The following is a 25,353-nucleotide window of genomic DNA, read 5'->3' on the forward strand; positions in this document are numbered from 1 at the left end:
TCAGATTGATTTGGTCCAATCCAAAACCACCTTGCCGCTGGTACCACTTTTCATTGCTGCGAAACCTTGTTCAAAATCATTGAAGTCAAAATGATGTGTGATCACTTTGCTCACGTCCAATCCGTTTTGTAACATGGCGATCATTTTGTACCATGTTTCAAAAATTTCACGACCATAAACACCTTTTATTGTGATGGCCTTGAAAACGATGCGCGACCAATCAACCGGTGATTTGCCCGGTGGAATACCCAGCATTGCGATACGCCCACCCATCACCATTGCTTCGATCATTTGATCAAGTGCGACCTGATTGCCTGACATTTCCATACCAACATCAAACCCCTGTTTCATTTTCAGGCGTGGGATCACATCGGCCAGTTCTTCGTTTGCAACATTTACGGGCACCAGATCAGTTACCTGTTCGGCCAATGCCAAACGCGCAGGGTTTATATCTGTGATCACCACGTTTCGTGCACCGGCATGGCGTGCCACGGCGGCGGCCATTATTCCAATCGGCCCCGCACCCGTGATCAAAACATCCTCGCCGATTAAATCAAATGACAATGCGGTGTGAACGGCATTGCCCAATGGATCCAAAATTGCGCCAATATCGTCTGAAATTTCATCGGGCAGCGGCACCACGTTAAACGCAGGAAGGCGCAGGTATTGCGCAAATGCACCCTGTTCATTCACACCAATTCCGCGCGTATCTGGATCCAGATGAAAATGCCCGGCGCGTGATTGGCGGCTGTTTTTTCCAATAAGATGCCCTTCACCAGAACAGCGTTGACCAAGGGTCAGATCGGTTACGTTTTTACCAAGCTCAACAATTTCGCCTGCGAATTCATGTCCTGTAATCATTGGCACAGGCACTGTTTTTTGCGCCCAATCATCCCAATTCCAAATATGAATATCTGTTCCGCAAATGCCCGTTTTATTGATGCGAATCAACACATCGTCTGGTCCGATTTCAGGCACTGGGCTTTGTTGCATCCACAGACCCTGTTCGGGTTTCGCCTTGACCAGAGATTTCATTTCATTGCTCATGACAATACCCCTGTTTTGCGCCCTGCTTTGGCAAATGCATCAAGTGCAAAATCAAGATCGTCGCGAGTGAGGGCTGCGTTCATTTGCGTGCGAATGCGTGCCTGTCCTTTGGGGACGACGGGGAAAAAGAAACCGGCAACATAGACACCGCGATTATATAAATCCGCCGCCATATCTTGGGCCAATCGCGCATCGCCAAGCATGACAGGAATAATTGGATGTTCGCCCTCTAATAAATCAAACCCCAGTGCGGTTAACCCTTTGCGCCAATAGCTTGCATTTGCAAATAATTGTTCGCGCAAATCATCGCCTTGCTCGATCAAATCCAGCGCGGCCATTCCCGCCATAACAATCGCGGGCGGTAGAGAATTTGAAAACAAATATGGTCGTGCGCGTTGGCGCAGCAGGTCAATCACCGCTTGTGGTCCTGCGATGTAACCCCCGATTGCGCCGCCCAATGCTTTGCCTAATGTGCCGGTCAATATGTCAACATCCACGCCAAAATGTGCGGGTGTTCCCTTGCCCTTTGGCCCCATGAAACCGGTTGAATGACAGTCGTCCACCATTACCAATGCATTATATTTTTCGGCCAAGGCGTTGATCGCGGGCAAGTTTGCCAAATATCCATCCATGGAAAAAACACCATCGGTTGCGATCATGATAAACCGTGCACCGTTTTCACGCGCTGTGATTAATTGTGTTTCCAAATCCGCCATATCCGAATTGGCATAACGATAACGTTTTGCTTTGCACAGGCGGATGCCATCGATGATGGATGCGTGGTTCAAGCTATCGGAGATAATGGCATCTTCGGGTCCAAGCAAGGGTTCGAACAAACCGCCATTTGCATCAAAGCAAGCAGCAAACAGGATTGCATCATCTTTGTTTAAAAACGTGGCCAAGCGTTGTTCCAGCTGGCGGTGAATATCTTGGGTTCCACAAATAAATCGCACCGATGCCATGCCAAAACCGTGTTCATTCAACGCATTCTTGGCAGCCGCGATAAGTGCAGGATGATCAGCAAGACCCAGATAATTATTCGCACAAAGGTTCACCATTTCCGCGCGTCCGTTGATTGGGTGGTCAACCGTAATTCGCCCCGATTGCGGCGAAACAATCATGCGTTCGCGTTTGTACAATCCATCGGCATCAATGTTGCGAAGTGTATTTTCAATATGATCTAAGAAATCTGTCGGCATGGATTGGCCTCCTTTATAACGGAGGATTAGCCAATAAATTGGCATGCGTCAAGATAAAGGATGACATGCCATTATATTGGATATTGTCCGTTATGCATTTTTTACAATGAGCAATGCGCGGGCGGGTTTATCCGCCTGAATCGCGTGGTTTTTATCTGCTTCGTATCGGGCAGTGTCACCCGTCGCTAATTGCACGCTATGACCATCGCTTGTGATCTTTAGTGTCCCTTCCAATACAGTGATTGATTCAACACAACCCCGTTTATGCGGTGCGCTATCCATCATAGCGTTTGAATCAAAAGTAATATCGTAAACTTCGGTTTCGCCAACGTCACTTGGGGCGCTTAATATCCGAATAGTACAACCCGTGTCTTTTTGTGAAATGACCGGCGTTTCATCGGCGCTTACATATTCTTTGATCGGGCTGCTATCGTTTTGATCATCATCTAGCAAACCCGCGAAATCGACATTCAATGCCTGTGTCAAATTCCAAAGACTGGCCACAGTCGGGCTGGAACCGCCGCGTTCAATTTGTGACAGCATGGATCGCGATACACCAGACAATTTCGCCAGCGCATCAAGGCTTAGCCCTTTGGCATTGCGCGCCTCTTTCAGGCGGTTCGCTAATCTTATGGTGATTTCGGGTTTTGGCGACACGCGAAAGGTTCCTTTTAATCATCTGCATATTTGCGAAAATTTAGGTGGTGAGGTGCAGCCCCAAATTGCCAAAATAAGAATGGCGCAAATCGCTGCGTTTCATTGTAATGACCAAGTCTCTATTTTCGGCCCAAACCCAGCCCATCATCGCGCTGCTTGGAAGTTCAAGCAATACAACATCATCGCTATCTTGGCCAATGAACAAATCAATGTTGCCCCGTGGAATATTACCAAGCGCTCCGATTTCACGCCGCGCATCATATGCCCAAAGCGATTCATAATAGGGTCGATGTGTATCTGGCAGGCTGTTGGGTGCTTGGGTGTATAAATGTTTGCAATATTCATACATCGCACGAAGATAATCGTGCTGGTTATCTTGGAAAAATGACTCCCCAAAAAAGAAACTGATCAATCCAAAACTTGCTTCTAGCTCGGTATCGGTAAAGGGTTTGGATTGTGCCTGATTATGCGCAGTGTCCAACAACATTTGGAATTTAGATAATTGGCTGTCCATCTGCGTAACGGTTTGATTGTATTGCGCCAGCTGTTCTGGATTCATCGTATTTGATTTCAACTTCATCGCATTGCGATCAACGAACGCGGTGCGTTGAGCCTGTTTTTGCGTTTTGATGAATTTCAAAATGTGCAGGGTTGATGCCCAATCAAATGGGCGAAAATGCGGTTGCGAAATATCAAACGGTATCGCTGTGCGTGGGTCAGGGCGTGCAAGGCCGGTGATGGCATTGTCCTGTTGCCAATCAAATGGATCATCCATACCCATCGTGTGGACACCAAATTGAACGGGCCAGCGTGGTGAAACGGGCTGATAAACCAATCCTGTTTCCATCTTGGGTTCAAACCATTGTTGCAATTTGTCCGATGGGGTTGGCGCAGAACGCGGTTTTCCCAAAGTTTGCGTATAAATTATCAGAGGTTTTGGCGGCCAGGATTCACTTAAAAACACCACAAGCCAACCTTTGCGCGGGCCCGCGCCACCCCAGACATGCGGGTGAATGTCAGCACAATTAATTTGTGCCAAGAAATGCATATGATCGTTGGGTGCAACGGGCCAGTTGGCCTCTTCTGGTAAATAGGGATGTCCGCCAAACCAGCTATTGTATGCAACGTCCGTTCGGATCGGAACCTGAGGAATAATCCGAAGCGAGGTTGGCGGGTTTTCACGCTCCTTTGCTTCGCGCTGTTCCAAATCGTTGCTACCTGATCCCGCCTTCATCATATCGGCGATCAATCCACCTTCGGTACCATATTCATGGGTTTCTACATCGCTCACGTTGGTCGACTTGCGCTGGTTGAGAAGCCACACAACCCCATAATGGATGGTTAACAACGCCAGCGTAATGGCGGCGATGATCGGTGCCGCTTGAATATGTTGTGAAATGGTTTCAATCGGGTCCATGTATAAAGCTCTGCAATGTTACCTTAAAATTACGATTCTGGGTGGGTGTAGGCACAATAATGCACCTATAATCATATCGTTAGCAATGTATTGCGTCGAATTTTGGGCAATATTTTCACAGGTGTGTTGCCGTATGCGCTGAACAAAAACCTATGTTCCGCAAAATGTTTTATATGGTCCAAAATCAGCGGGTGCAGGTTGGGCGTATTTTTCTGCGTTTGAACGAGGTGTGAATGGTTGTTTTAACACTGCCAGTAAATCGTCAAACGGGGTCATATCACCTTCGTTCACCGTAGCGTTTAGTGCTGCTTCCACCAAATGGTTGCGTGGAATATACAACGGATTCATCGCATTCATTGCGGCAATGCGATCAGATGGATTGATGGATTCCTGTGCAAGGCGGGTTTGCCAACGGGCAATCCATAATTTGAAATCATCAGAATGCGAAACCAAATCAAAAACTTCACTGGGTTCATCCGTTGCAGCACCTGCCAGAGCACGAAACAGTTGCGTAAAATCGACCTGTTGATTTTCAATTGATGTGAAAAGCTGATGTATTAAATCGACATCGTCGTCTTGCACAGTGGACAATCCGATTTTTTTGCGCATCCCATCGACCCAATGATGGGTGTAGATATCATCGAATTTATTTATTTCCACAGTTGCAATTTCAATTGCGCGATCTGTGTCTTGATCAATAAGCGGTAACAAAGATTCCGCCAAACGCGCCAAATTCCATTTGGCCATTTTGGGTTGATTGCCATATGCATATCGCCCGTTTGCATCGATCGAACTGTATACCGTATTACTTGCGTAATAATCCATAAACGCACAGGGACCGTAATCGATGGTTTCCCCGCTGATGGTCATATTGTCTGTGTTCATAACCCCGTGGATGAATCCAACCAACATCCATTTTGCAATCAGTTGAGCCTGTGCCCCACAAACAGATTGCAGCAACGCGACATAGGGGTTTTCGGCATTTTGCAAGTTTGGATAGTGGCGATGAATTGCGTAATCTGCCAATTGGCGTAGCTTTTCATTTTCTTGACGCGCCGCAAAAAATTGAAAGGTTCCCACACGAAGATGGCTTTCGGCGATGCGCGCCAAAACAGCACCGGGTTGGTACCCATCGCGCAAGATTTCTTCGCCAGTTGTAACCGCGGCCAAGGCACGCGTGGTGGGTATGGCTAACGCATGCATTGCCTCGCCCATCAAGTATTCGCGTAAAACTGGGCCAAGCACGGCCTTACCATCGCCGCCACGTGAAAATGGGGTGCGGCCCGATCCCTTTAAATGCAAGTCGTGATGTTGGCCTTTTGCATCAACGATTTCACCCAATAAAATGGCACGCCCATCGCCAAGTTGTGGGGAAAACCCCCCGAATTGATGCCCTGCATATGCTTGTGCCAAAGGGTTTGAACCCGTTGGCGCAACGCTTCCAGCAAAGATCGCTGCGCCTTGTTTTGAGTTTAATGCATCCGCATCAAGCCCAAGTACATTCGCAAGTTCATGATTGAATTTAATGATCTTTGCATCTGGCGCAGTATCGCCCTGCCATTGAACATAGAAACCATCCAGTTCGCGTGCATAGGTGTTATCAAAATGAAAATCGATGGGCATCTGCGGCTTTCATTTGTTATTCGGCGGCGTCACTGCGCGGTAAAACCCAATCGGGGCGGATAAAATGACAGGTATATCCATTTGGAATGCGTTCCAAATAATCCTGATGTTCAGGTTCCGCTTCCCAAAACGCACTGACAGGTTCAACCTCTGTCACTACGGGTGCTGGCCAAATACCAGATGCGTTTACATCGGCAATTGTGCGCAATGCTTCGCTGTGCTGTTCATCATTCGTATAGTAAATCGCAGAACGATATGATGCGCCAACATCGTTGCCTTGACGGTTCGCGGTTGTTGGGTCGTGAATTTGGAAAAAGAATTCTAAAAGTTTGCGATAGCTGATGATGCTATCATCGAAAATAATTTCGATCCCTTCGGCATGAGTTCCGTGGTTGCGATAGGTTGCGTTTTCAACATCACCACCCGTGTACCCCACGCGCGTTGAAATAACGCCATCCATTTTACGGATTAAATCCTGCATTCCCCAGAAACAGCCGCCAGCCAAGACAGCGCGTGATTGTGCCATGTTAAAATTCCTCTACTTGGTCGATGTAATCGCCGTATCCTTCATCCTCCATCGCATCGCGATGAACGAAACGCAAGGATGCAGAATTTATGCAATATCGCAATCCACCGTGATCGGGTGGGCCATCTGGAAACACATGCCCAAGATGGCTGTCGCCGTGCGTTGAGCGAATTTCAACGCGCACCATTCCATGCGTTTCATCGCGCAGCTCGGTCAGATTTGTAGGCTCAATCGGTTTGGTGAAACTCGGCCAACCGCACCCAGATTCGTATTTATCAGATGAGGCAAACAAAGGTTCACCCGTGATCAGATCAACATAAATACCCGGCTCTTTATTGTTCAGATATTCCCCTGTGCCTGGGCGTTCTGTTCCATTTTGTTGTGTGACGCGAAATTGTTCTGGCGTTAAATTGGCCAGCGCATCTTTGGATTTTTCATAGGTTTTCACGGCATTGCTCCAACTATTTTTGTTGATGCTAATGTGGCGTGTTTATTGGGAAATACCAAATTGAATTCGCGATTTGTGAACAATTTTCACGTAAAAATGAGCCACGGGTTATTCATCCGTGGCTCAGATAGCCAATAGAGATTTTATCGGCTTTCCTAGAGCATTTTCAATTTTTGCAATTTTGCGTGACTATTCCTGTGCCAAACGGGAATTTGCCCAATTGTGTTGGCTTGGTATGGAATTACTGTTTGCAACTGGCGTTTCAAAATGCCGATCAGCCTCTGCGTACAGTTTGTTGATCAATCTAATCTGTTGCACCTTTTTAGATTGCTTTTCGTCGCTTTTCGTCGTGTTACCCATAAAAATACTCTATCGTTAATAGTTATATTCAACCTATAGCTGCTTTAGTTGCTAGTAGCAAACTATTTATTGTTGTAACTCTTTCTTGGCTACTTTGATAGAGGTTTGTGTTGATAGTGTGGCGAAGATTGCGTTTAACAGATCAGCAAATTCAAAAGGTTTTTGTAATACATTTCCAACTGCACCTGTAATGGGTGAAGAGAGATCGGCATCACCGGTGTAGCCTGACATCAACAACGTTTTCGCATTTGGATGAAGTTTCAATATTTCCTGACATGCAACATTCCCGTTCATCCCATTCGGTAAAATGAAATCCGAAAGAACAAGATCAATATGCGGCATGGATGATGCCAAGGTTACGGCCGTTGGGCCATCGGATGCAGATCGAACCATGCACCCTGTGTTGGACAATTGCTTGGCGTAGATTTCGCGCAAAACATTATCGTCTTCGATCAATAAAATGCACTTATCTACCAAAAAATCGTGAGGTATATTTTTGAATGTATCCAACTGTTTAATGTCGACGCTGAAATCACGTGGCAGATACAAACGCACACATGTTCCTTTGCCAATTTTTGAATTGATTTGCAGATGGCCATTGGATTGTTTTGCAAAACCAAATGCCATGGACAGACCAAGTCCCGTACCTGATCCAAGCGGTTTGGTGGTAAAGAACGGGTCGATCACTTTGTTCAGGATTTCTTCGTTCATTCCCATTCCGTTGTCAGAGACACAGATGCAGACGAAATCACCTGGGATTAAGTCCGTATCAGTTTTGGTGAATTCTTCGTCCAATGTCACATTTGAAACTGCTATCGAAAGTTTACCGCCATATGGCATGGCATCGCGTGCGTTTGATACTAAGTTTAAAATCACTGCTTGAAGCTGTGCTTCATCGGCAGTGCAGCGCCAAATATCATCATTGGTTTCCGCTGTGATGGAAATATGTTCACCAATTGTTGTGCGGATCAGCTCTTTTGATTCTTGGATCAGTTCGCTGGGATTTATCGCCTTTGGCAACAATGGCTGTTGTCGTGCAAAGGCAAGCAATTGGCGCGTTAATCCCGCGCCGCGCTGCGTTGCGGTCAAAGCAACAGACAAATATTCATCAATTTTTTCGTTGCTGTTCAAAATCTGTGACAGCTCGATATTTCCAGAAATGATTGCCAAAATGTTATTTACATCATGTGCAACACCGCCCGTAAGTTTGCCAATGGCTTGGACTTTTTGCGATTGAAGCAGGCTGTTTTGCATTTCATAAATTTCGGTAATATCCTGTGCGATCATATTCACCAAGCGTGTGCCATCGGGTTCGGTTGGCAATGGCACAAACAGATGTCGGATTACTTTGCGTTTTCCAGAAGGCAGGGAAAGTTCCATCACGTTTTCCACGGATTCAAAGCGTAATAAACGTGCCAAAATTTCTGGAACATCGGATAGATATGGTTCGGTTAACCTGCTGGGCGCCAATTCATTGATCAAATCAATGGAGTGCATCGTTTCAGGGTCAAGTTCAATCAATTCAATAAATGCTTCGTCCGCTTCGATCAGACGAAATGTGTGGAGATCTACCGTACAATGGGCAAGTGCGGCAAATTTTGATGCCCCTTGAAATCTACCCTCGGTTTGTTCGCTGGTGGCGCGTGTGGTGATCAATTGGTGGTGCATGTGATGAATGGATTCAACCAGTTCGTCCAGCTCATCGGGTTTGGAATTCTTGCGATTGAGCGCGATATTAAATCCCAGTGGAAATTCGGGTGAGGATTTAAGCTTTTGTGCGATGGCATTAAGATGTGACAACAGGTTGTTCTTGAGATGAAGATAAATCACCAAACTTGCGATCATGATGGTGGCAAAAAATATGACGACTTCAAACACCGCGAGCAAAATTGAATCTCTGATCAAATGGCGGGTGTCGACGCCAAGTTGCAAAGTACCAAGTTCGATTTGCCTGCCACGAAAATTGCGCTCGATGGTATATTCGCGGGTGAACATGTTTGTGGGCTGTAGCGTACCCGTTTGATAGTTTTCGCCAAAATTATCTTCGATTTTGGCAAATGTGATGAAATTAAATTCTATCGCATCATCGATATGTTGTTTGGTCAAAGGGTCGTCAAACAGCCAAAGCGATTGTTCCAATGCGGTCACGAGCGTGCGACCATGGTGATCTAATTCATCCATCAGCCGATTTTGTTCGGTGCGATAAACCCAATTGACCAACACAGTACAGCTAACCACACTGGCGATAATCAAAGGCAGCAAAATTGACTGCGCGGTGGCCAAGCCAATTCGGGACAATCGCGGTCGATTGGACGCCATTTATTTATTTTCCTTGATATATGGCCCCATGATTTCGTGATATGTTCCATCGCGCTTCATTTCACGAAGACTTTCGCTCAGCGGTTCAATCAGGTCTGCGTGGCGTTGATTTAAATACATGTACATTTTGCGTTCTTGGCGAATATCGGAAAAGTAATAGTTTTCGAAATTCAAGTTTTTCGCCATGATCTTTGCGGGCAGAATCGTAAACAATGCCACATCGATGCGCCCCGTTTGCAACATCTGAAGCAATGTTTCGGGATCAGAAACCTCGGTCAATTTTTGATGGCCATCAAAAATACGAAGCGCCTCTTGCCAGCCACGAATATAACCAACGTTATACTGGTTGAAATCTGACCAACTCGTAAGATTAATTTTTGGATCGGTATACATGCCCGCAAGGGTGATGGAATAGGTGGATTCAGGCACTTGTAACAGATCAGGATGTGAAACCTTCACAACTTGGCTTCTGCTCATGTCGCCATCTGTTAAACCACGGTTTGCCATATCAAGCCCACGTGCTGGTGCAACATATTCTTTATCAAGCAACAGATTATTGCGCCTGAACATTTCCATAACAACGCGATCAAGATATCCGTCGCATTCAGGTGTCGAAATGGGTGACAGCACCGAATATGATAAGAATAGGCTTTTGGTTTGTGTCTGTGCATAAGCAGCGGTTGCGCAAATAATGCTTACTGTGACGATAGAAATAAACTTTATAAAACGATGTCCCAAATCAACCTCACACCTAAATGAATAGCGTTCATTTATCTAATCAGACAAACCTTGAGACCGATATTCAATCAATAAGGTGGCGATACTGTGGTAAATTATCGCTTAAGATGTGTCAATTTTTAACAAGCTGGTTAATTTCAACAGAGTTTGCGCCAATGCGTCTTGGTCACTTGGGTCCAGCTCTGCGATGTTTTGAGCAAGGGCGAGCATTGGATCTTGTACCAATTTCGCCTTTCCCTGGGGGGTGAGGCAAAATAATGTGCTTCGCTTGTCTTCTGGATTTACGCGCGCTTCTAATAATCCGCGTTGTTCTAATGCATGTGCTGCGCGGCTCGCGGGGCCTGCAGTAACTCCCAAAAATTTAGAAAGCTCAGATACCGTACCACCCTCGGGATAGGTGCGTTTAAAATAACGCAATGCTGACCACTGTGCAGGTTGTAATTCCTGTGGCCCAAGCCGGACGTAGGTTTTGCGCAAAACTTGTTCAAGCAGAACCGCCGTGGCCAATTGTGTACGATTAGTATCAGGCACTGAATCCAACCATTTGAATCCGAAAAATCGAAAATTTCGGTTTGCAAATATTCAAACTCAGCTCCCTAAACAAATTTTGTTCAACTACTTTGCCACGTTGACCAAGGATTGCGCAATTCTAAATCGTTGTTGTACTTAGCTTTCTTTGGTTTTTTAGTAAATTGTCGCCTTTTGGTGGTTTGCAATTGGCGATTAACAGCCAAAAGTGGTATGCAATTTACCGAGGGTCAGAATTTATACCCGTTTGTCTTGGTAATGGTTGAACATGGCTGTTGTATATATTCTTGATGATAATGCTGAATTCGCAAAGACACTTGGTGCCATGTGCGAAGTGTTTGGTCACCAAGCAACAAGCATTACCACAGCAGAAGAATTTATCGCTCAGATGAAAAAATCACAGCCCGATTTGGTGCTGTTGGATATGTGGCTTGGTGATACCACTGGGATTGAATTGTATAAATCCAACCAAGATATTTTCACGAATGTTCCAATTGTGATGATTTCGGGTGGTGGGCATCAAATACCATTGGAAGCAGTCACCGCAATGGGGGAAATTTCTGGATTTGAAGATGTGCTTTATAAACCAGTTTCAACGGCACAGCTTAAAGAGCTTCTTGAAAAAGTAATTCCGACTAAATAACTCTGATTTGACATAACTGATTATTTTTGTCAGATAAAGATAACCGCGGTTCGCGGATTCGAATTTATCTGTTCAGAAAGACCTCCATTATGAAATCATTCGTCGTTGCAACCACCGCTGCATTGATCGCCTCGCCCGTTTTGGCCGACAAGGCAAGTGTGGTTGAAAACTATGCCAATATTGCCCAAGCAAAATATGAAGACAGCCTTAGCACTGCGAAATTATTGCAAGCGGCGGTATCGGAGTTGATTGCAAATCCAACGGATGAAACGCTTGCGAATGCAAAATCAGCGTGGTTGGCATCGCGTGTTCCGTATCAACAAACCGAAGTCTATCGTTTTGGCAATGCCATCGTTGATGATTGGGAAGGCAAGGTAAACGCTTGGCCATTGGACGAGGGTTTGATTGATTACGTTGACGCATCTTATGGCGGGGCAACAGATGAAAACGCATTGGCAGTTCTAAATGTTATTGCTAATCCAAAGCTGACCGTTGCTGGTCAGGAAATTGATGCATCAAATATTACCCCTGAATTATTGTCGGGTGAATTGCACGAAGCCGACGAAATCGAAAGCAATGTAGCAACCGGTTATCATGCAATTGAATTTTTGCTTTGGGGACAAGATTTGAATGGTCATGGAACAGGAGCAGGCGCACGCCCTGCGACGGATTATGCCACGGGTGATGATTGTACAGGCGGAAATTGTGATCGTCGTGGTGATTATTTGAAAGCAGCGACAGATTTATTGGTTTCCGATTTGGAATGGATGGTTGCGCAATGGCAAACAGGTGGCGACGCACGTGGCGAAGTGACAGGTAATGCTGATGCGGGGCTTCTTGCGATGCTTACAGGTATGGGTTCATTGTCATATGGCGAACAGGCGGGTGAACGGATGAAGCTTGGTCTGATGCTAAATGATCCAGAGGAAGAACATGATTGTTTTTCCGATAACACGCACAACAGCCATTTTTACGATGGGTTGGGCGTACAAAACATATTCTTGGGCACCTACAAACGCGTTGATGGTTCTGTTGTAACGGGCGATTCATTGTTTGGATTGGTTGCAGAAAAAGATGCAGCCATTGCAGCGGCATTAACCGATGATTTAGCACAAACCATGCAGGATCTTGGCGCGTTGAAATCTGCTGCGGATGCCGGATTTGCATATGACCAAATGTTGGAGCGTGGAAATGAAAAAGGCGAGATGTTGATCATGAATGCCGTCAACGGGTTAGTTAAACAGACCAAATCAATTGAACGTGCAACAACTGCGCTGGGCCTTGACTTGATTGAATTTGAAGGTTCCGACAGTCTTGATAATCCAGATGCTGTTTTTCAGTAAATCCAATATCAACTTTTCTAACGGCGTCTTTTAGGCGCCGTTTTTTCGTGGTAGTGACGCGAAAATGAACAAGAGATTGCCCATGAAATGGATAGCTATCTGCCTGTGTTTATACGCAGGTATCGTCAACGCCCAACCAAATGAACCGTTCAATCTTGTTGTCGTGCCGCGCACAGATGCCGAAATTGAACGCGTGGCAAATATCACCGCGCTCACGCATGATTTCACGCAATCTGAACAATTTGAATCTCGCCCTGCAGGTGCGGCCAGTGTGCGGGTGCGCAGCGATAGCAATGCATTTTCCGATTTTTCAGCAAACCTTAGCTTTGAAGATGAATTGGATTTTAAACTGGGCAATGCCTTGTTTCGTAAACTGTGGGTGTCATCCCCATCCAGTACGCTTGCGTCTGATGGGCTTGGCCCATTGTATAATGCGCGATCTTGTCAGCGCTGCCACCTAAAAGATGGGCGTGGGCATCCTCCGGTGGGTGAAAATGACAGCCATGTTTCGATGCTGATGAATTTGTCACGTTCATCGCCGATGACGCCAGATACCGATGCAATCAAAGATTACGTGGCATCCCTGCCTGATCCAATTTACGGGTCACAATTGCAAGATTTCGCAATCCCTGGCCTTGCGGCGGAAGGTCAATTCGAAATCACCACTTCCGACATTGATATTACGCTATCTGATGGTGTTGTTGTGACGCTTCAATTTCCAACCTATTCCGTGAAAAACTTGGCTTATGGCGATTTGCATCCGGATACGATTGTGGCGCCACGCATCGCACCTCAAATGATCGGGTTGGGATTGTTAGAGGCGATACCAGCCGCTGATATTCTTGCACATGCAGATCCAGAAGATTCCAACGGTGATGGAATATCTGGGCGTCCCAATTGGGTGTTGTCCGCAATGACGCGCAATGTTGAATTGGGCCGCTTTGGACTCAAGGCAACCAGCCCATCAATTTTGGAACAATCGGCAACTGCGTTCAAAAATGACATTGGAATTTCCAGCACTTTGTTTCCAGATGGATGGGGTGACTGCACCGAATTTCAAAACACCTGTCGCACAGCCCCAGACGGCAGCACCGAAGAACACGGGAATGTCGAAATATCCGATGAGGCAATGGATTTGGTGAATTTTTATGCGCGCAATTTGGGCGTGCCTATGCGACGCGACGTGGATGATCCAGTGGTGTTGCGGGGGAAACAAGTTTTCTATGAATCTGGCTGTGCTGCTTGTCATCGTCCAAAATTTGTAACCAACCGATTGGTCGATCAAGATGCGCAAAGCTTTCAATTGATCTGGCCCTATACGGATATGTTGTTACATGACATGGGGAACGGTCTGGCGGATGGTTCAATTTCTGGTGAGGCATCGGGCAACGAGTGGCGCACTCCACCGCTTTGGGGTATTGGATTAACGCAACAAGTCAGCGGACACACACGGTTTTTACACGATGGGCGCGCGCGAAATTTGCTCGAAGCCATTCTTTGGCATGGCGGTGAAGGCGAACATGCCAAACAGCGTGTGATTGATTTATCAACCAGTGATCGTGACGCGCTTCTTAAATTTATTGAGAGCCTATGATGCGTAAATTTTTGTCGGTAATTTTGTTGATGGCAACGCCCGTATACGGCGGGGTTGATCACGGTGTTGATGTAACATTGGAATTTTACCAACGCTTTGATGATGCCGCGCAAACCTTGGCGCAATCCTCCTGTCAGGGGGACGATATCATTGCGAATTATCACCGTGCATATGATGCATGGAATGGCGCTAGCATCGTGTCATTTGGCCCGTTGGAACAACAGGGCGGCGCTTTGGCTTTGGCATTTTGGCCTGATAAAAAAGGTTTCACCACCAAGGCATTGTCGCGCCTGATTACAGATCAGGACAAGGCCATAGAAAATGGCGAAGATTTCGCAACAGTATCAATTGCCGCGCATGGGTTTTTGGCATTGGAAATGATGTTGTTTGATCCAGATTTCATTCAATTTTCAGAAGGGTCCTATTCTTGTAAACTGGTCGATCGCATTACCCAAGATATTGCAGGCAAAGCAGCGACCATGAACGCGGCTTGGAAGAGCGAATTTGCAAAAATAGTGCGCGATGCAGGTGATGCAACAAATCCCGTTTACCTCACCCAACAAGAGGCTGCACAGGCATATCTAACATCTTTGTCGGGCGCGTTGGAATTTATTGAAACATCTCGGATTGCCCGCCCTCTTGGCACGATTCAACGCCCACGGCCAAAACGTGCCGAGGCTTGGCGATCGGCGCGAGCACTGCCAAATATTCAAGCAACATTAATTGCCTTGGACGAAATGATCCGCGCTTTGGGTGATGATGCTACTCCTGAAACGAACGAAGCAATGGCGGCATTGTTACGGTTTTTGCCAACAATCAACGATCCCGCATTCGCAAGCGTTTCTGAATTAGGGGTACGGTTCCAAATTGAGACAGTGCAAACCATGGTTCATAACGTTAACGAAGCCATGCGCGTGGAGCTTGGCACATATCTTGGTGTGAATCTTGGCTTTAATGCGTTGGATGGGGATTGATATGACCAATCGTCGTTTGTTTTTGGCAGGGTTGATCAGCGCGAGCACCACACCGCGATTGACATGGGCCGATGCAGGCAACCCAACATTGCTGGCCGCCGCGAAAGAGCCAAGCGGAACATTTGCGCTTTTTGGATTGGATGATAATGGTGGCGAGGTTTTTCGTATCCCGCTGCCTGATCGTGGCCACGCCGCCTGCGCACATCCCACCGCGCCAGAGGCTGTTGGTTTTGCCCGCCGCCCAGGCAATTTTGCCTTGGTCATTGATTGCACCAATGGTGATCTGATCAAAAAATTAGAGGCCCCCGCAGGGCGACATTTTTATGGGCATGGCACATTTGTGGAAAATGGCGCCTATCTATGTACCACCGAAAATGATTATGAGCATGGGCAGGGTGTGATCGGAGTTTGGTCGCGTGCACAAAATTACCGCCGTATTGGTGAAATTACATCGGGTGGAATTGGGCCACATGAAATTTGCACGATGCCCGATGATCAAACACTAGTTGTTGCCAATGGCGGATTGAAAACGCACCCTGACCATGGCCGAGAGATTTTAAATCTGGACGATATGCAACCCAATATCAGCTATCTTAAACGCGATGGTCATTTAATCGCGCAGATGCAATTGGATGATGATTTTCGCAAAAATTCCATCCGTCATATGGATGTGCGCGCTGATGGTTTGGTTGCATTTGGGATGCAGTGGCAAGGTGATGAAACAGAAACACCACCGCTGGTTGGAACCCATCAAATTGGCAAAGAGGCAACGTTGTTCGACGCGCCGTTTGCACAATTGCGTCAGATGAAAAACTATATCGGCAGCGTTGCGTTTTCAGGGGATGGAACACAGATCGGCGCGACATCGCCCCGTGGTAATAAGGTGCAAATCTATGATGTCGAAGTGGGATTGCGCGCCATGCTGCATCGATCCGATGCATGTGGGATCGCAACCGATCGCGCTGGATTCAAAATCACCGATGGCGGGGGTGGCGTGTATACCTGTACCGGTGGAGATTTGGTCGCGAAAAAACGTCATGCGCTGGCGTGGGATAATCATTTGGTGAATTGCCAGCGATCTTGAAGTTTACCCCGTTTTGCGATACCTTATGCGCAACCAAAGGATCAGTCAGATGAACAATTCAGTACGCTAAAATCGAATTCTACTGTTTGCCGCGGATGCGGTTTCTCTGATCATTGGGGTTTTCATGAAACGTCTATCACATAAAACATGCGTCATTACCGGCGCGGGTCGCGGTATTGGTGCGGCCATTTCACATGCGTTTGCCGCCGAGGGCGCAAAGGTCATTGTCACAGATATTGATTTGCAATCGGCCACGGATGTTGCCACCAAAATTGGTGGTACTGCTTATCAGTTGGATGTCGCATCCGAAGATGGCTGGGCGCAATTATCCAGACACCATCCACAGATTGACGTGTTGGTGAATAACGCGGGTATCACAGGATTTGAACAGGGCATGGTGCCCCACGATCCAGAACACGCAAGCCTTGCAGATTGGCGTGCCGTTCATGCGGTGAATAGTGATGGTACATTTTTGGGTTGCCGATATGCGATTGGCGCCATGCGTAAATCTGGCGCGGGTTCGATCATTAACATATCGTCACGCTCTGGAATGATCGGGATACCAGCCGCTGCTGCCTATGCGGCATCAAAGGCGGCGGTGCGCAATCACACGAAAACAGTGGCGCTTTATTGTGCGCAAGAGGGGTTGAATATCCGATGTAATTCCATTCACCCCGCTGCCGTTCTCACCCCAATGTGGGAACCGATGTTGGGCGATGGCCCTGATCGCGAAAAACGGACGGAAGCAATTGTGGCCGACACACCGATGCGCCGATTTGGTGATCCGTCCGAGGTTGCTGCAATCGCTGTCATGCTTGCCAGCGACGAGGCGGCATATATGACCGGCGCTGAACTGACCATTGATGGTGGGATTTTGGCGGGTTCCGCCGCTAGCCCAAGCCGTGAATGATGTTATGTAAAATGACAGGCAACCAAATGGGTTTCCTGATCTGATTGTGGGTCAAGTGCGGGCGGTGTGGTTGCACATATCGCCTGTGCCTTGGGGCAGCGTGTGCGAAAAACACAACCCGAAGGCGGTGCAAGCGGGCTTGGCAAATCGCCATCAATCAGAATGATTTCCTTGTTGCGTTCAATCTCGGGGTCGGGAATTGGCACAGCGGAAATCAATGCCTGTGTGTAAGGGTGGCGCGGATTATCATAGAGATCATTGCGATCCGCCACTTCCATCACCTTGCCCAGATATAAAACCATCACACGGTTTGAAATGTGTTTGACCACAGATAAATCATGCGCAATGAAAATAAGCGATAGCCCCATTTTACGCTGCAATTCCATCAACAAGTTTATCACCTGTGCTTGAATGGAAACGTCCAACGCCGAAACCGGTTCATCGCAAATGATCAACTTTGGTTCCACGATCAATGCGCGCGCGATGCCGATGCGTTGGCATTGCCCGCCTGAAAATTCATGTGGGTATCGGTTGATTTGGTTTGGCAACAGGCTGACCTGTTGCATCATTTTTTTCACACGTTCCTTTACCTCTGCATTGCCTAAATTTGGCTGATGTGTGCGCAAAGGTTCGGCGATGATTTGTCCCACGGTCATGCGCGGGTTTAGCGATGCAAGCGGATCTTGGAACACCATCTGAATTTCAGAGCGGTAATTCATCATTTTGGATTTGCTGACATTCAACAAATTATCGCCACCCATCCAAACCACGTTGCCAGAACCGGGAACCATACGAATTAATGCGCGTGCCAATGTGGATTTCCCACACCCCGATTCACCAACGATGCCCAGCGTTTCACCCTGTTTCAATTCAAAATCAACACCGCCAACGGCGTGCAATTCACGCGGTTTTGTCCACGGCATATCGCCTTCGGATTTGATATGAAATGAAACGCGGAGATTTTCGACCTTTAGCAATGGATCGCTCATACCAATTCCTCCAATTCACGATTACAGGCGCGTTTGCGCGCAGGGGCAAATTCGGTCAATGGGCGCAGGGATTGCACGCAATCCTCTTGGGCATATTGGCAACGCGGTTCGAACGGGCACCCTTTAGGTGCTTGCAACATGTTCGGCGGGCTTCCAGGAATTGTATCAAGTTCGGCGTTCAGTTGATCGACACGCGGGATCGCCTTGAGCAAACCACGAGTGTAAGGATGGCTTGGCGTTGCGAAAATTGGATCGGTTGGCCCTTGTTCCATCACGCGCCCACCGTATAAAACCATCACCTCTTCGCAAAAACCTGCAACCACACCCAGATCATGGGTAATCAAAATAACACCCATGCCAAATTCGGATTGAAGCTCTGAAAACAAGGTCATCGTTTGTGCCTGAACCGTTACATCCAAGGCAGTTGTGGGTTCATCCGCAATCAACAGTTTTGGTTTGCACAACAACGACATTGCGATCATTACACGTTGGCGCATCCCGCCCGAAAATTCATGGGGGTAAAGCCGTACGCGTGCCGCCGCATCGGGAATTTTGACCGCATCCAACATTTTCACAGATTCAGCAATCGCCTCGGTTTTTGACATGCCTTTGTGGTGAATCAAGACTTCTGCCATTTGATCGGATACGCGCATATATGGATTGAGCGATGTCATTGGATCTTGGAACACCATGGCGATATCGGCGGCGCGGATTTTGTTTAACTTTTCCAGCGGTGCGTTCAAGATTTCTTTGCCTTGAAATTTAACCGATCCCGATGACATGCCATTTTGCGCCAATAAACCAAGTATCGCGAATGCGGTTTGGCTTTTGCCCGAACCACTTTCGCCGACAATGGCCAAGGTTTGGCCCGCGTCCATGGCAAAGCTCACATCGTTGACCGCATTCACAACACCATCATTGGTATTGAATGACACAGACAGATTTTGAACATCAAGAAGTGCCATTTTAACGATCCTTTGGGTCGAGCGCATCGCGCAGACCATCACCAACAAAATAAAAGCCAAACAGGGTTATCACAAAGAAAAATAATGGAAACGCCAGTTGCCACAACGTGCCATATTGCATTGTTCCAGCACCCTCGGAAATCAATGCACCCCATGAAGTTAGCGGTTCTTGTACGCCAAGCCCAAGGAATGAAATGAAGCTTTCTGTCAGGATCATCAGGGGAACCAGCAAGGTTGCATAAACCGCAACCACGCCCAACAGATTGGGCACGATATGGCGGGTGATGATTTTGAAGCTGGACACACCCGTGGCTTGCGCCGCCTCAATGAATTCTTTGTTTTTAAGGGTCAGGGTTTGGCCGCGCACAATGCGTGACATTTCCAGCCAAGACAACAACCCAATACCGACGAACAGCATGGAAATCGAGCGCCCAAAAATCACCAGAAGCAAGATCAACACGAACATATATGGGATCGCCATCAAGATATCGACGATGCGCATCATGATATTATCAATCCGCCCGCCAACATATCCCGCCGTTGCACCATAAAGTGTACCCGCAATCACCGCGATTGCCGCGCCAACAACACCAACCATCAGGGAAATTTGTGTACCTTGCACCACGCGGGCAAACATATCGCGGCCCAAATCATCGGTGCCAAAATAATGCCCCGATGAAATGGATGGCCCGCCCAATTGGGCGACCTGTCCGATGACCATAAAGTCAATTTCATCATTGCTAAATTTTGCGAAATATCCGCCCAGAAATGCAAACAACCCAACACATATCAGCACGATCAATCCCGCCACGGCGGCCTTGTTGTTGAAAAATCGTTTGCGTGCATCCACCCATGGTGATCGCCCCTTAACTTCTGCGGCAACCAATGCATCGGCGAGATTTTCCATTTTATCTTGTTCGATCAACATATGTTTAATACCGAATTTTCGGATCGATCCATGCATAGATGATATCGACCACAAGGTTGAAAAGAATGGTGAGAACCCCGATCAAAATCGTGATCCCCATCATCACGGAATAATCACGGTTTAATGCCGCATTCACAAAGAACAGACCAATGCCACCTGTGGAAAAGAACATATCAATCACCACGGAACCCGTGATCATGCTGACAAATGCAGGGCCCAGATATGACACAACGGGTAACATCGCAGGTTTTAGTGCATGGCGAAAAATGATTTGGCGTGTTGGCAACCCTTTGGCACGTGCGGTGCGGATGTGATTGGCGTTCATCACTTCTAACATTGATGATCGCATGATACGCGCGATTGACGCCATAAAGCTGGTCGAAAGAGCGATCACAGGCATGATGAGGAATTTAACCTCGCCGTTTTCCCAGCCACCACCAGGCAACCAACCAAGCCAAAGCGTAAAGATCAATACCAAGATCGGCGCCATAACAAAGTTGGGCAATACCTGTGCGCCAATGGAAATACCCACGGCCAAATAATCAAGCCAGCTATTGTGGTAAATCGCCGCCGCCACGCCAAGCGATACGCCAACGATCACGGCGAAAACGAATGCAACAGAACCATAGGTGAGCGTGATTGGAAAACCTTGGGCAATGATTTCATTCACCGTGCGGTCTTTGTATGTAAATGACGGACCAAAATCGAAATGGAACACAACGTTTTTAATATAGGTCCAGATTTGCATATAAAGCGGCTGATCGAGGCCGTATTTTGCCTCTAGATTAGCCAAAATTTCAGGGGGAACGGCGCGTTCTGATGTGAATGGTCCACCAGGCGCGGCATGCATCAACAAAAACGAAAATACGATCAATACGAGGATCGTGGGAACGGCAATCGCCAGCCGTTTGATAATATAGTTCAACATGGAGTGTACCTATCGCAGAAATGATGGGGCGCCGCGTTTGCGCCGCCCCACATATGATTATTTTTCTACGATGTACAGTTCACGCGAATACCAGTTTTGCATCAGGTTATCGATTGGGAAACCTTTTACTTCTGGCTTGAGCATAATGATGCCCGTGTATTGATAGATTGGCGCAAACACCATGTTATCGGCCAACAGTTGTTCACCGGCGGCATAGTTCGGATTTGGATCCGCCATGGTTTTGGAATCTTTCATCAACTTGTCATATTCTGGATCGCTCCAGCCAGAAACGTTATGGCCTGAATATGATGTCATCAGATCAAGATATGTCGATGCTTCGTTATAATCACCACACCATGCGTAACGCGCGATTTCATAATCGCCATTTTGCATATTGGTTGTGTGAACTTTCCATTCTGAATTTGCCAGTTCCGTATTCACACCCAGTTTTTGTTTCCAAAACTGTGACACAGCGATAGCGATTTTTTTATGCGCTTCGTCTGTGTTATAGGAAATTTTCACGCTGAGCGGATTATCAGGGCCATATCCTGCCTCTGCCAATAATTCTTTGGCTTTTGCATCGCGTTCGGCTTGTGTCCAGCTTGCATAATCAATTTCTGGCAATTCGAACCCAGCGGTTTTTTGATGGGTAAAGTTATATGATTGATATTGGCCACCTTGAAGGATGCGATCAACGACGACTTCGCGATCAATTGTGTATGACAACGCTTTGCGTACGCGCGCGTCTTTCAAGGCTGGGTTGCCTTTTTCGCCTTGGTTGAACCAATAGATATACGAACACGAGCGTGGATATGAATATGTATCATCTGGAAGTTCCGCTTTCAGGCGTGGATATTGACCGGCGGGAATATCCGTTTGATCCATTTCACCTGCCAAATAACGTGTGAGCGCGATGTTTTCATCATTCACAATCAAGCCAACAGTTTTTTCGATGATCGTGTTTGCATCATCCCAATACATTGGATTGCGTTCACGCACCACGCGTTCTCCTGAACGGTATTCGGTTAATACATATGCACCATTACCCACCAGATTGCCCGGTTTTGTCCATTCGGAACCATGTGTTTCCACAACCTTTTGGTTTACTGGAAATGTTGAACCGTGAACTGTCATGGCGGCAAAATAAGGTAATGCCGTGTCGATTGTGACTTCGAATGTTTTGTCATCAACTGCGCGTACGCCAAGCTGATCTGGGGCAACTTCGCCTTTCACAACTTTGCTGGCGTTTTTCACACCCATCAATTCCATATACCATGCATATTCAGATGCGGTTGCAGGATCGACTAAACGACGCCATGCATAAACGAAATCATTGGCCGTAACGGGATCGCCATTTGACCATTTCGCATCGCGCAAATTGAATGTGTAGGTCAGTTTGTCATCGCTTACGGTATAGCTTTCAGCGGCACCTGGAACCAAACCACCTGTTGCGTCTTCGTTCATCAGACCCTCAAACAGGTCACGCATGATTTCAGATCCTTCAACATCGGTGTTGATCTGCGGATCGAAAGATTTGATATCGTCAAGCAGGCGGTATGTGTAAACTTGTTCTGCAGCGAGCTTTTCGCCCTCCATTGGCGTTGCCGCCATCGTGGGCATCGCCAAAAGCGCACAGGCCGCGGCGGATATAAATAAGTTGGTTTTCATCTTAAGTCTCCCTTCATTCATGTTGGATTGCAGCTAAGATTGAATTTTTCATTCTGGTTTGATCGTACACTGCTTTTGGTGGTTTGCACTATTTTTCATGCGGTGGATACGACGACCCTAGAACAGAAATTACAATCATAACGTGTTTTGGCTTTCTGTTGCATCATCAATCCAGCGTATTTTAAATTGACACCAAGTATTATATTGCAATACTTTGTGTCAAATTACAGTACAAACTGTATCCAGAAGATTTAGATTTGCAAACGGAATTTCGAATTATTTCGTGCGGGGGGATGATAGTGATGACAAATGCGGCGGAATTGCTCACACATAATGGAAAAAAACCCAGTGCCGAAGATAACCGTAGCTCGCTGTTTGTTGGATCGGTTGAAAAGTGCTTCTTTGTATTGCACGCCTTTCATCAATCAAAAAAACCGCTGAGCCTGACCGAAGTTGCATTGAAAACAGGGCTGGGCAAAAGCGCGGCACAACGGTTTTGTTATACCTTGGTTGAAATGGGATATCTCGAACGCGAAGAGGGTAGCCGTCGTATGTTTCCTTCTGCAAAATTACTGGAATTTTCCTATACGTTTTTACGGTCTGATCCGACGAACACACTGGCGGCACCTTATTTGTTGCGTGCACGTGAAATCTGTGGACAGGCGGTGAACCTTGCGCTTCCAATGGAACAAGATGTGATTTACGTCTCTCGCCTGCCCAGCTTTCATTCCCCCATTGTGAACCCGATCATCGGCGGGCGTGCACCGATGTTTTGCACGGCGAGTGGGCGCGCATATTTATCAACTCTACCCGACAAAGATCGTGCCAAAATTTTAAAAGAATCTGATATTCGTAATCTCACGCCCCATACCGTGACTGACCCTGCGGAAATATTGCGTCGGATCAACGAAGTGTCGGACAAAGGATATACCATCGCTGTTCAGGAATGCATTATCGGTGAAATATCTGTCGGCGCACCGATTTATGGCCCGGGACGGCAAGGTGTCGGGGCAATCAACATTTGCGTAACCATGCCAAACTGGACGGTAGAGCGCGTCGAAGAAGAGCTTGCGCCAATTATTTGCCAGACGGCGCATGATATTACGATTGCTTTGGCGAACTAGTCATCGTTTCGAAGTTAACAAAAATTTAATTAAAATCGTAAATGGTTTGGCCAGCGAATTCGAAACTGGTCGAACCATGAAAGATCAATAAATTGCAGAATGGATTGTTAACCGCACCGCAAAATGGTGTGCCCATGTCGCGTGATATAAATATATTTCATCTTGCTGCAATATTGTGGCGGGCCAAAATGTTTTTGGCTGCGCTTGGTTTGATCGCCGGCGTTATGGCCGCGATTTATTTCACTTATTTTTCGCCAAATTGGTATCAGGCGAAATCTGCGATTGTTATTTCACTGGGCCAAAATGATGGCGGTGAAACTGTGGCGACGGGTGCGGCGGCGTCTTTGGAATATGCGGCGAATACACAGCTGGCGGTACTGACATCGCGTGATTTGCTTGCTGAATTGGCAAAACGTTTGCATGTCGCATCATTTACGGAATATGCGAAAATCGAAGATCCTGAAAAAATTGTCGATCATTTGGCGCGCAAAATCAGTGTTAAAAATATTCGCCATTCCTATATTATCGAGGTTTCAGCATCGGCGCGTGATGCAGAAAACGCGATTAATTTGGCGAATGAACTTGTGAAAATATACACCGAACGCCAGATGGAGCATCGCAATTTTGTTGCTGAAACACGAATGCAACATTTGTCACAACGCGTCGCGCAGAGCAAAAACCGCCTGAACGTTTCATTGGAAAATTTGCGCAAATTTAAACAAAATACCCATGCATCATTGCCCCAAGAATTGGATCGTTTGTATTTACAAATGACACAAACGCGCCAACGCATCGCGCAGATTACTCAGGCGTCTGGGGAATTCAAGATTGTGAATTTCAAAGGGTTTCCTGCGGATGATGGCGCCACATTTCATACTGCAAAAACCGCAACTGATCTTGGGGATGACGAAGCGCTGCGCTTGAAATTGAAAGAAGTGAAATCATTACAGGATAATGCACTAACCAAAGATCAGATGCGCAACAAACAGCAACGCGATTCATTGATATTTGCGGAAAACCAATTAGCGCAGAAAATCAAAAAATATGCATCCGATTTGGAAACGCTGCAAGAATTGAACAGACAAGTCGACACAGATTCACTGTTGCATGATCAGGCGTTGTTACAGTTTCGACAAATGTCAGATGTTTACGATCGCAACTTGAACGAAAGCCGTATTTTGTCCGTTGCTAATCACGGTGCAAAACTTGGATATGGGGTTTTGATGAAAACGGGGATCGCGATGTTGATCACCCTTTTGTTTGGCGCAGCTATTGTTGCGCTACGGGATGCTTATGCTTGGCAAAAGCAGCAACACGTATTGTAACGCTTAACCGCTCACA

General features: G+C 46.9%; 23 protein-coding genes. 8 read left to right on the plus strand and 15 right to left on the minus strand.

From position 1 onward, the window contains the following. The 10 genes from tdh to BFP76_RS01850 form a co-directional block, all read right to left on the minus strand. A complete protein-coding gene (gene tdh, locus BFP76_RS01805; RefSeq protein WP_099591454.1) occupies positions 1-1,047 on the minus strand; it encodes an L-threonine 3-dehydrogenase in 1,047 nt (348 codons plus the stop codon). Beyond that, positions 1,044-2,246 (minus strand): glycine C-acetyltransferase, encoded by a 1,203-nt coding sequence (locus tag BFP76_RS01810; protein WP_099591455.1) that lies wholly within the window; start codon positions 2,244-2,246, stop codon positions 1,044-1,046. Before BFP76_RS01810 ends, tdh begins: the two co-directional genes overlap by 4 nt. A gap of 90 nt (positions 2,247-2,336) precedes the next feature. Beyond that, entirely contained in the window at positions 2,337-2,903 is a 567-nt protein-coding gene (locus BFP76_RS01815; protein WP_099591456.1) for a helix-turn-helix domain-containing protein, read from the minus strand. A gap of 40 nt (positions 2,904-2,943) precedes the next feature. Next, positions 2,944-4,320, minus strand: a complete 1,377-nt coding sequence (locus BFP76_RS01820; RefSeq protein WP_099591457.1) for a DUF1963 domain-containing protein — start codon at positions 4,318-4,320, stop codon at positions 2,944-2,946. Positions 4,321-4,470: 150 nt separating this feature from the next. Beyond that, positions 4,471-5,943, minus strand: coding sequence for a protein adenylyltransferase SelO (locus tag BFP76_RS01825; protein ID WP_099591458.1), 1,473 nt, complete (start codon positions 5,941-5,943; stop codon positions 4,471-4,473). 16 nt (positions 5,944-5,959) lie between these two features. After that, on the minus strand, positions 5,960-6,469 hold the full coding sequence (gene msrA, locus BFP76_RS01830; protein ID WP_099591459.1) for a peptide-methionine (S)-S-oxide reductase MsrA: 510 nt from the start codon (positions 6,467-6,469) through the stop codon (positions 5,960-5,962). 1 nt (position 6,470) lies between these two features. Next, the gene (msrB, locus tag BFP76_RS01835) at positions 6,471-6,917 is read right to left on the minus strand and encodes a peptide-methionine (R)-S-oxide reductase MsrB (protein ID WP_099591460.1); all 447 of its coding nucleotides are present in this window, start codon (positions 6,915-6,917) and stop codon (positions 6,471-6,473) included. A gap of 426 nt (positions 6,918-7,343) precedes the next feature. Continuing rightward, the gene (locus tag BFP76_RS01840) at positions 7,344-9,596 is read right to left on the minus strand and encodes an ATP-binding protein (protein WP_099591461.1); all 2,253 of its coding nucleotides are present in this window, start codon (positions 9,594-9,596) and stop codon (positions 7,344-7,346) included. After that, positions 9,597-10,172 (minus strand): substrate-binding periplasmic protein, encoded by a 576-nt coding sequence (locus BFP76_RS01845; protein ID WP_099591462.1) that lies wholly within the window; start codon positions 10,170-10,172, stop codon positions 9,597-9,599. It lies immediately after the preceding gene. Positions 10,173-10,436: 264 nt separating this feature from the next. After that, a complete protein-coding gene (locus tag BFP76_RS01850; RefSeq protein ID WP_165775629.1) occupies positions 10,437-10,865 on the minus strand; it encodes a MarR family transcriptional regulator in 429 nt (142 codons plus the stop codon). A gap of 265 nt (positions 10,866-11,130) precedes the next feature. Between BFP76_RS01850 and BFP76_RS01855 the strand changes: the two genes are divergently transcribed. The 6 genes from BFP76_RS01855 to BFP76_RS01880 all read left to right on the plus strand — a co-directional run bounded on the left by BFP76_RS01855 (position 11,131) and on the right by BFP76_RS01880 (position 17,410). After that, positions 11,131-11,505, plus strand: a complete 375-nt coding sequence (locus BFP76_RS01855; protein ID WP_099591464.1) for a response regulator — start codon at positions 11,131-11,133, stop codon at positions 11,503-11,505. A gap of 89 nt (positions 11,506-11,594) precedes the next feature. Then, positions 11,595-12,848: an imelysin family protein gene (locus tag BFP76_RS01860; RefSeq protein WP_099591465.1), complete on the plus strand. Its 1,254-nt coding sequence runs from the start codon at positions 11,595-11,597 to the stop codon at positions 12,846-12,848. 82 nt (positions 12,849-12,930) lie between these two features. Further along, positions 12,931-14,442: a di-heme oxidoreductase family protein gene (locus tag BFP76_RS01865; protein WP_099591466.1), complete on the plus strand. Its 1,512-nt coding sequence runs from the start codon at positions 12,931-12,933 to the stop codon at positions 14,440-14,442. Then, the gene (locus BFP76_RS01870) at positions 14,442-15,416 is read left to right on the plus strand and encodes an imelysin family protein (RefSeq protein ID WP_205661345.1); all 975 of its coding nucleotides are present in this window, start codon (positions 14,442-14,444) and stop codon (positions 15,414-15,416) included. Before BFP76_RS01865 ends, BFP76_RS01870 begins: the two co-directional genes overlap by 1 nt. 1 nt (position 15,417) lies before the next feature. Beyond that, the gene (locus tag BFP76_RS01875; RefSeq protein WP_099591531.1) at positions 15,418-16,500 is read left to right on the plus strand and encodes a DUF1513 domain-containing protein; all 1,083 of its coding nucleotides are present in this window, start codon (positions 15,418-15,420) and stop codon (positions 16,498-16,500) included. Between the two features lie 124 nt (positions 16,501-16,624). Then, positions 16,625-17,410 carry an SDR family oxidoreductase gene (locus BFP76_RS01880; protein ID WP_099591468.1) on the plus strand — a complete coding sequence of 262 codons (786 nt, stop codon included), beginning with the start codon at positions 16,625-16,627 and terminating at the stop codon, positions 17,408-17,410. Positions 17,411-17,412: 2 nt separating this feature from the next. Here the strand turns inward: BFP76_RS01880 and BFP76_RS01885 are convergent, their stop codons facing one another. Genes BFP76_RS01885 through BFP76_RS01905 form a run of 5 tightly spaced genes read right to left on the minus strand, consistent with a single transcriptional unit; the run spans position 17,413 to position 22,888 of the window. Continuing rightward, positions 17,413-18,399: an oligopeptide/dipeptide ABC transporter ATP-binding protein gene (locus BFP76_RS01885; RefSeq protein WP_099591469.1), complete on the minus strand. Its 987-nt coding sequence runs from the start codon at positions 18,397-18,399 to the stop codon at positions 17,413-17,415. Further along, positions 18,396-19,364, minus strand: coding sequence for an oligopeptide/dipeptide ABC transporter ATP-binding protein (locus BFP76_RS01890; RefSeq protein WP_240513957.1), 969 nt, complete (start codon positions 19,362-19,364; stop codon positions 18,396-18,398). The genes BFP76_RS01885 and BFP76_RS01890 overlap by 4 nt, the downstream gene beginning before the upstream one ends. Position 19,365: 1 nt before the next feature. Beyond that, positions 19,366-20,292, minus strand: coding sequence for an ABC transporter permease subunit (locus BFP76_RS01895; protein WP_420818646.1), 927 nt, complete (start codon positions 20,290-20,292; stop codon positions 19,366-19,368). A 4-nt stretch (positions 20,293-20,296) separates the two neighbouring features. Further along, a complete protein-coding gene (oppB, locus tag BFP76_RS01900) occupies positions 20,297-21,220 on the minus strand; it encodes an oligopeptide ABC transporter permease OppB (protein WP_099591471.1) in 924 nt (307 codons plus the stop codon). A gap of 57 nt (positions 21,221-21,277) precedes the next feature. Then, a complete protein-coding gene (locus tag BFP76_RS01905) occupies positions 21,278-22,888 on the minus strand; it encodes a peptide ABC transporter substrate-binding protein (protein WP_099591472.1) in 1,611 nt (536 codons plus the stop codon). A 302-nt stretch (positions 22,889-23,190) separates the two neighbouring features. On the opposite strand from BFP76_RS01905, the gene BFP76_RS01910 reads away from it, so the two are divergent. Continuing rightward, positions 23,191-24,012 carry an IclR family transcriptional regulator gene (locus BFP76_RS01910; protein WP_165775630.1) on the plus strand — a complete coding sequence of 274 codons (822 nt, stop codon included), beginning with the start codon at positions 23,191-23,193 and terminating at the stop codon, positions 24,010-24,012. Positions 24,013-24,146: 134 nt separating this feature from the next. Beyond that, complete coding sequence (locus BFP76_RS01915; protein WP_099591474.1) at positions 24,147-25,337, plus strand: Wzz/FepE/Etk N-terminal domain-containing protein; 1,191 nt, start codon at positions 24,147-24,149, stop codon at positions 25,335-25,337. The last annotated feature ends 16 nt before the right edge of the window (positions 25,338-25,353 follow it).

This window comes from Paramylibacter kogurei (assembly GCF_002742285.1).
In the GTDB taxonomy this organism is placed as follows: Bacteria; Pseudomonadota; Alphaproteobacteria; order Rhodobacterales; family Rhodobacteraceae; genus Amylibacter; species Amylibacter kogurei.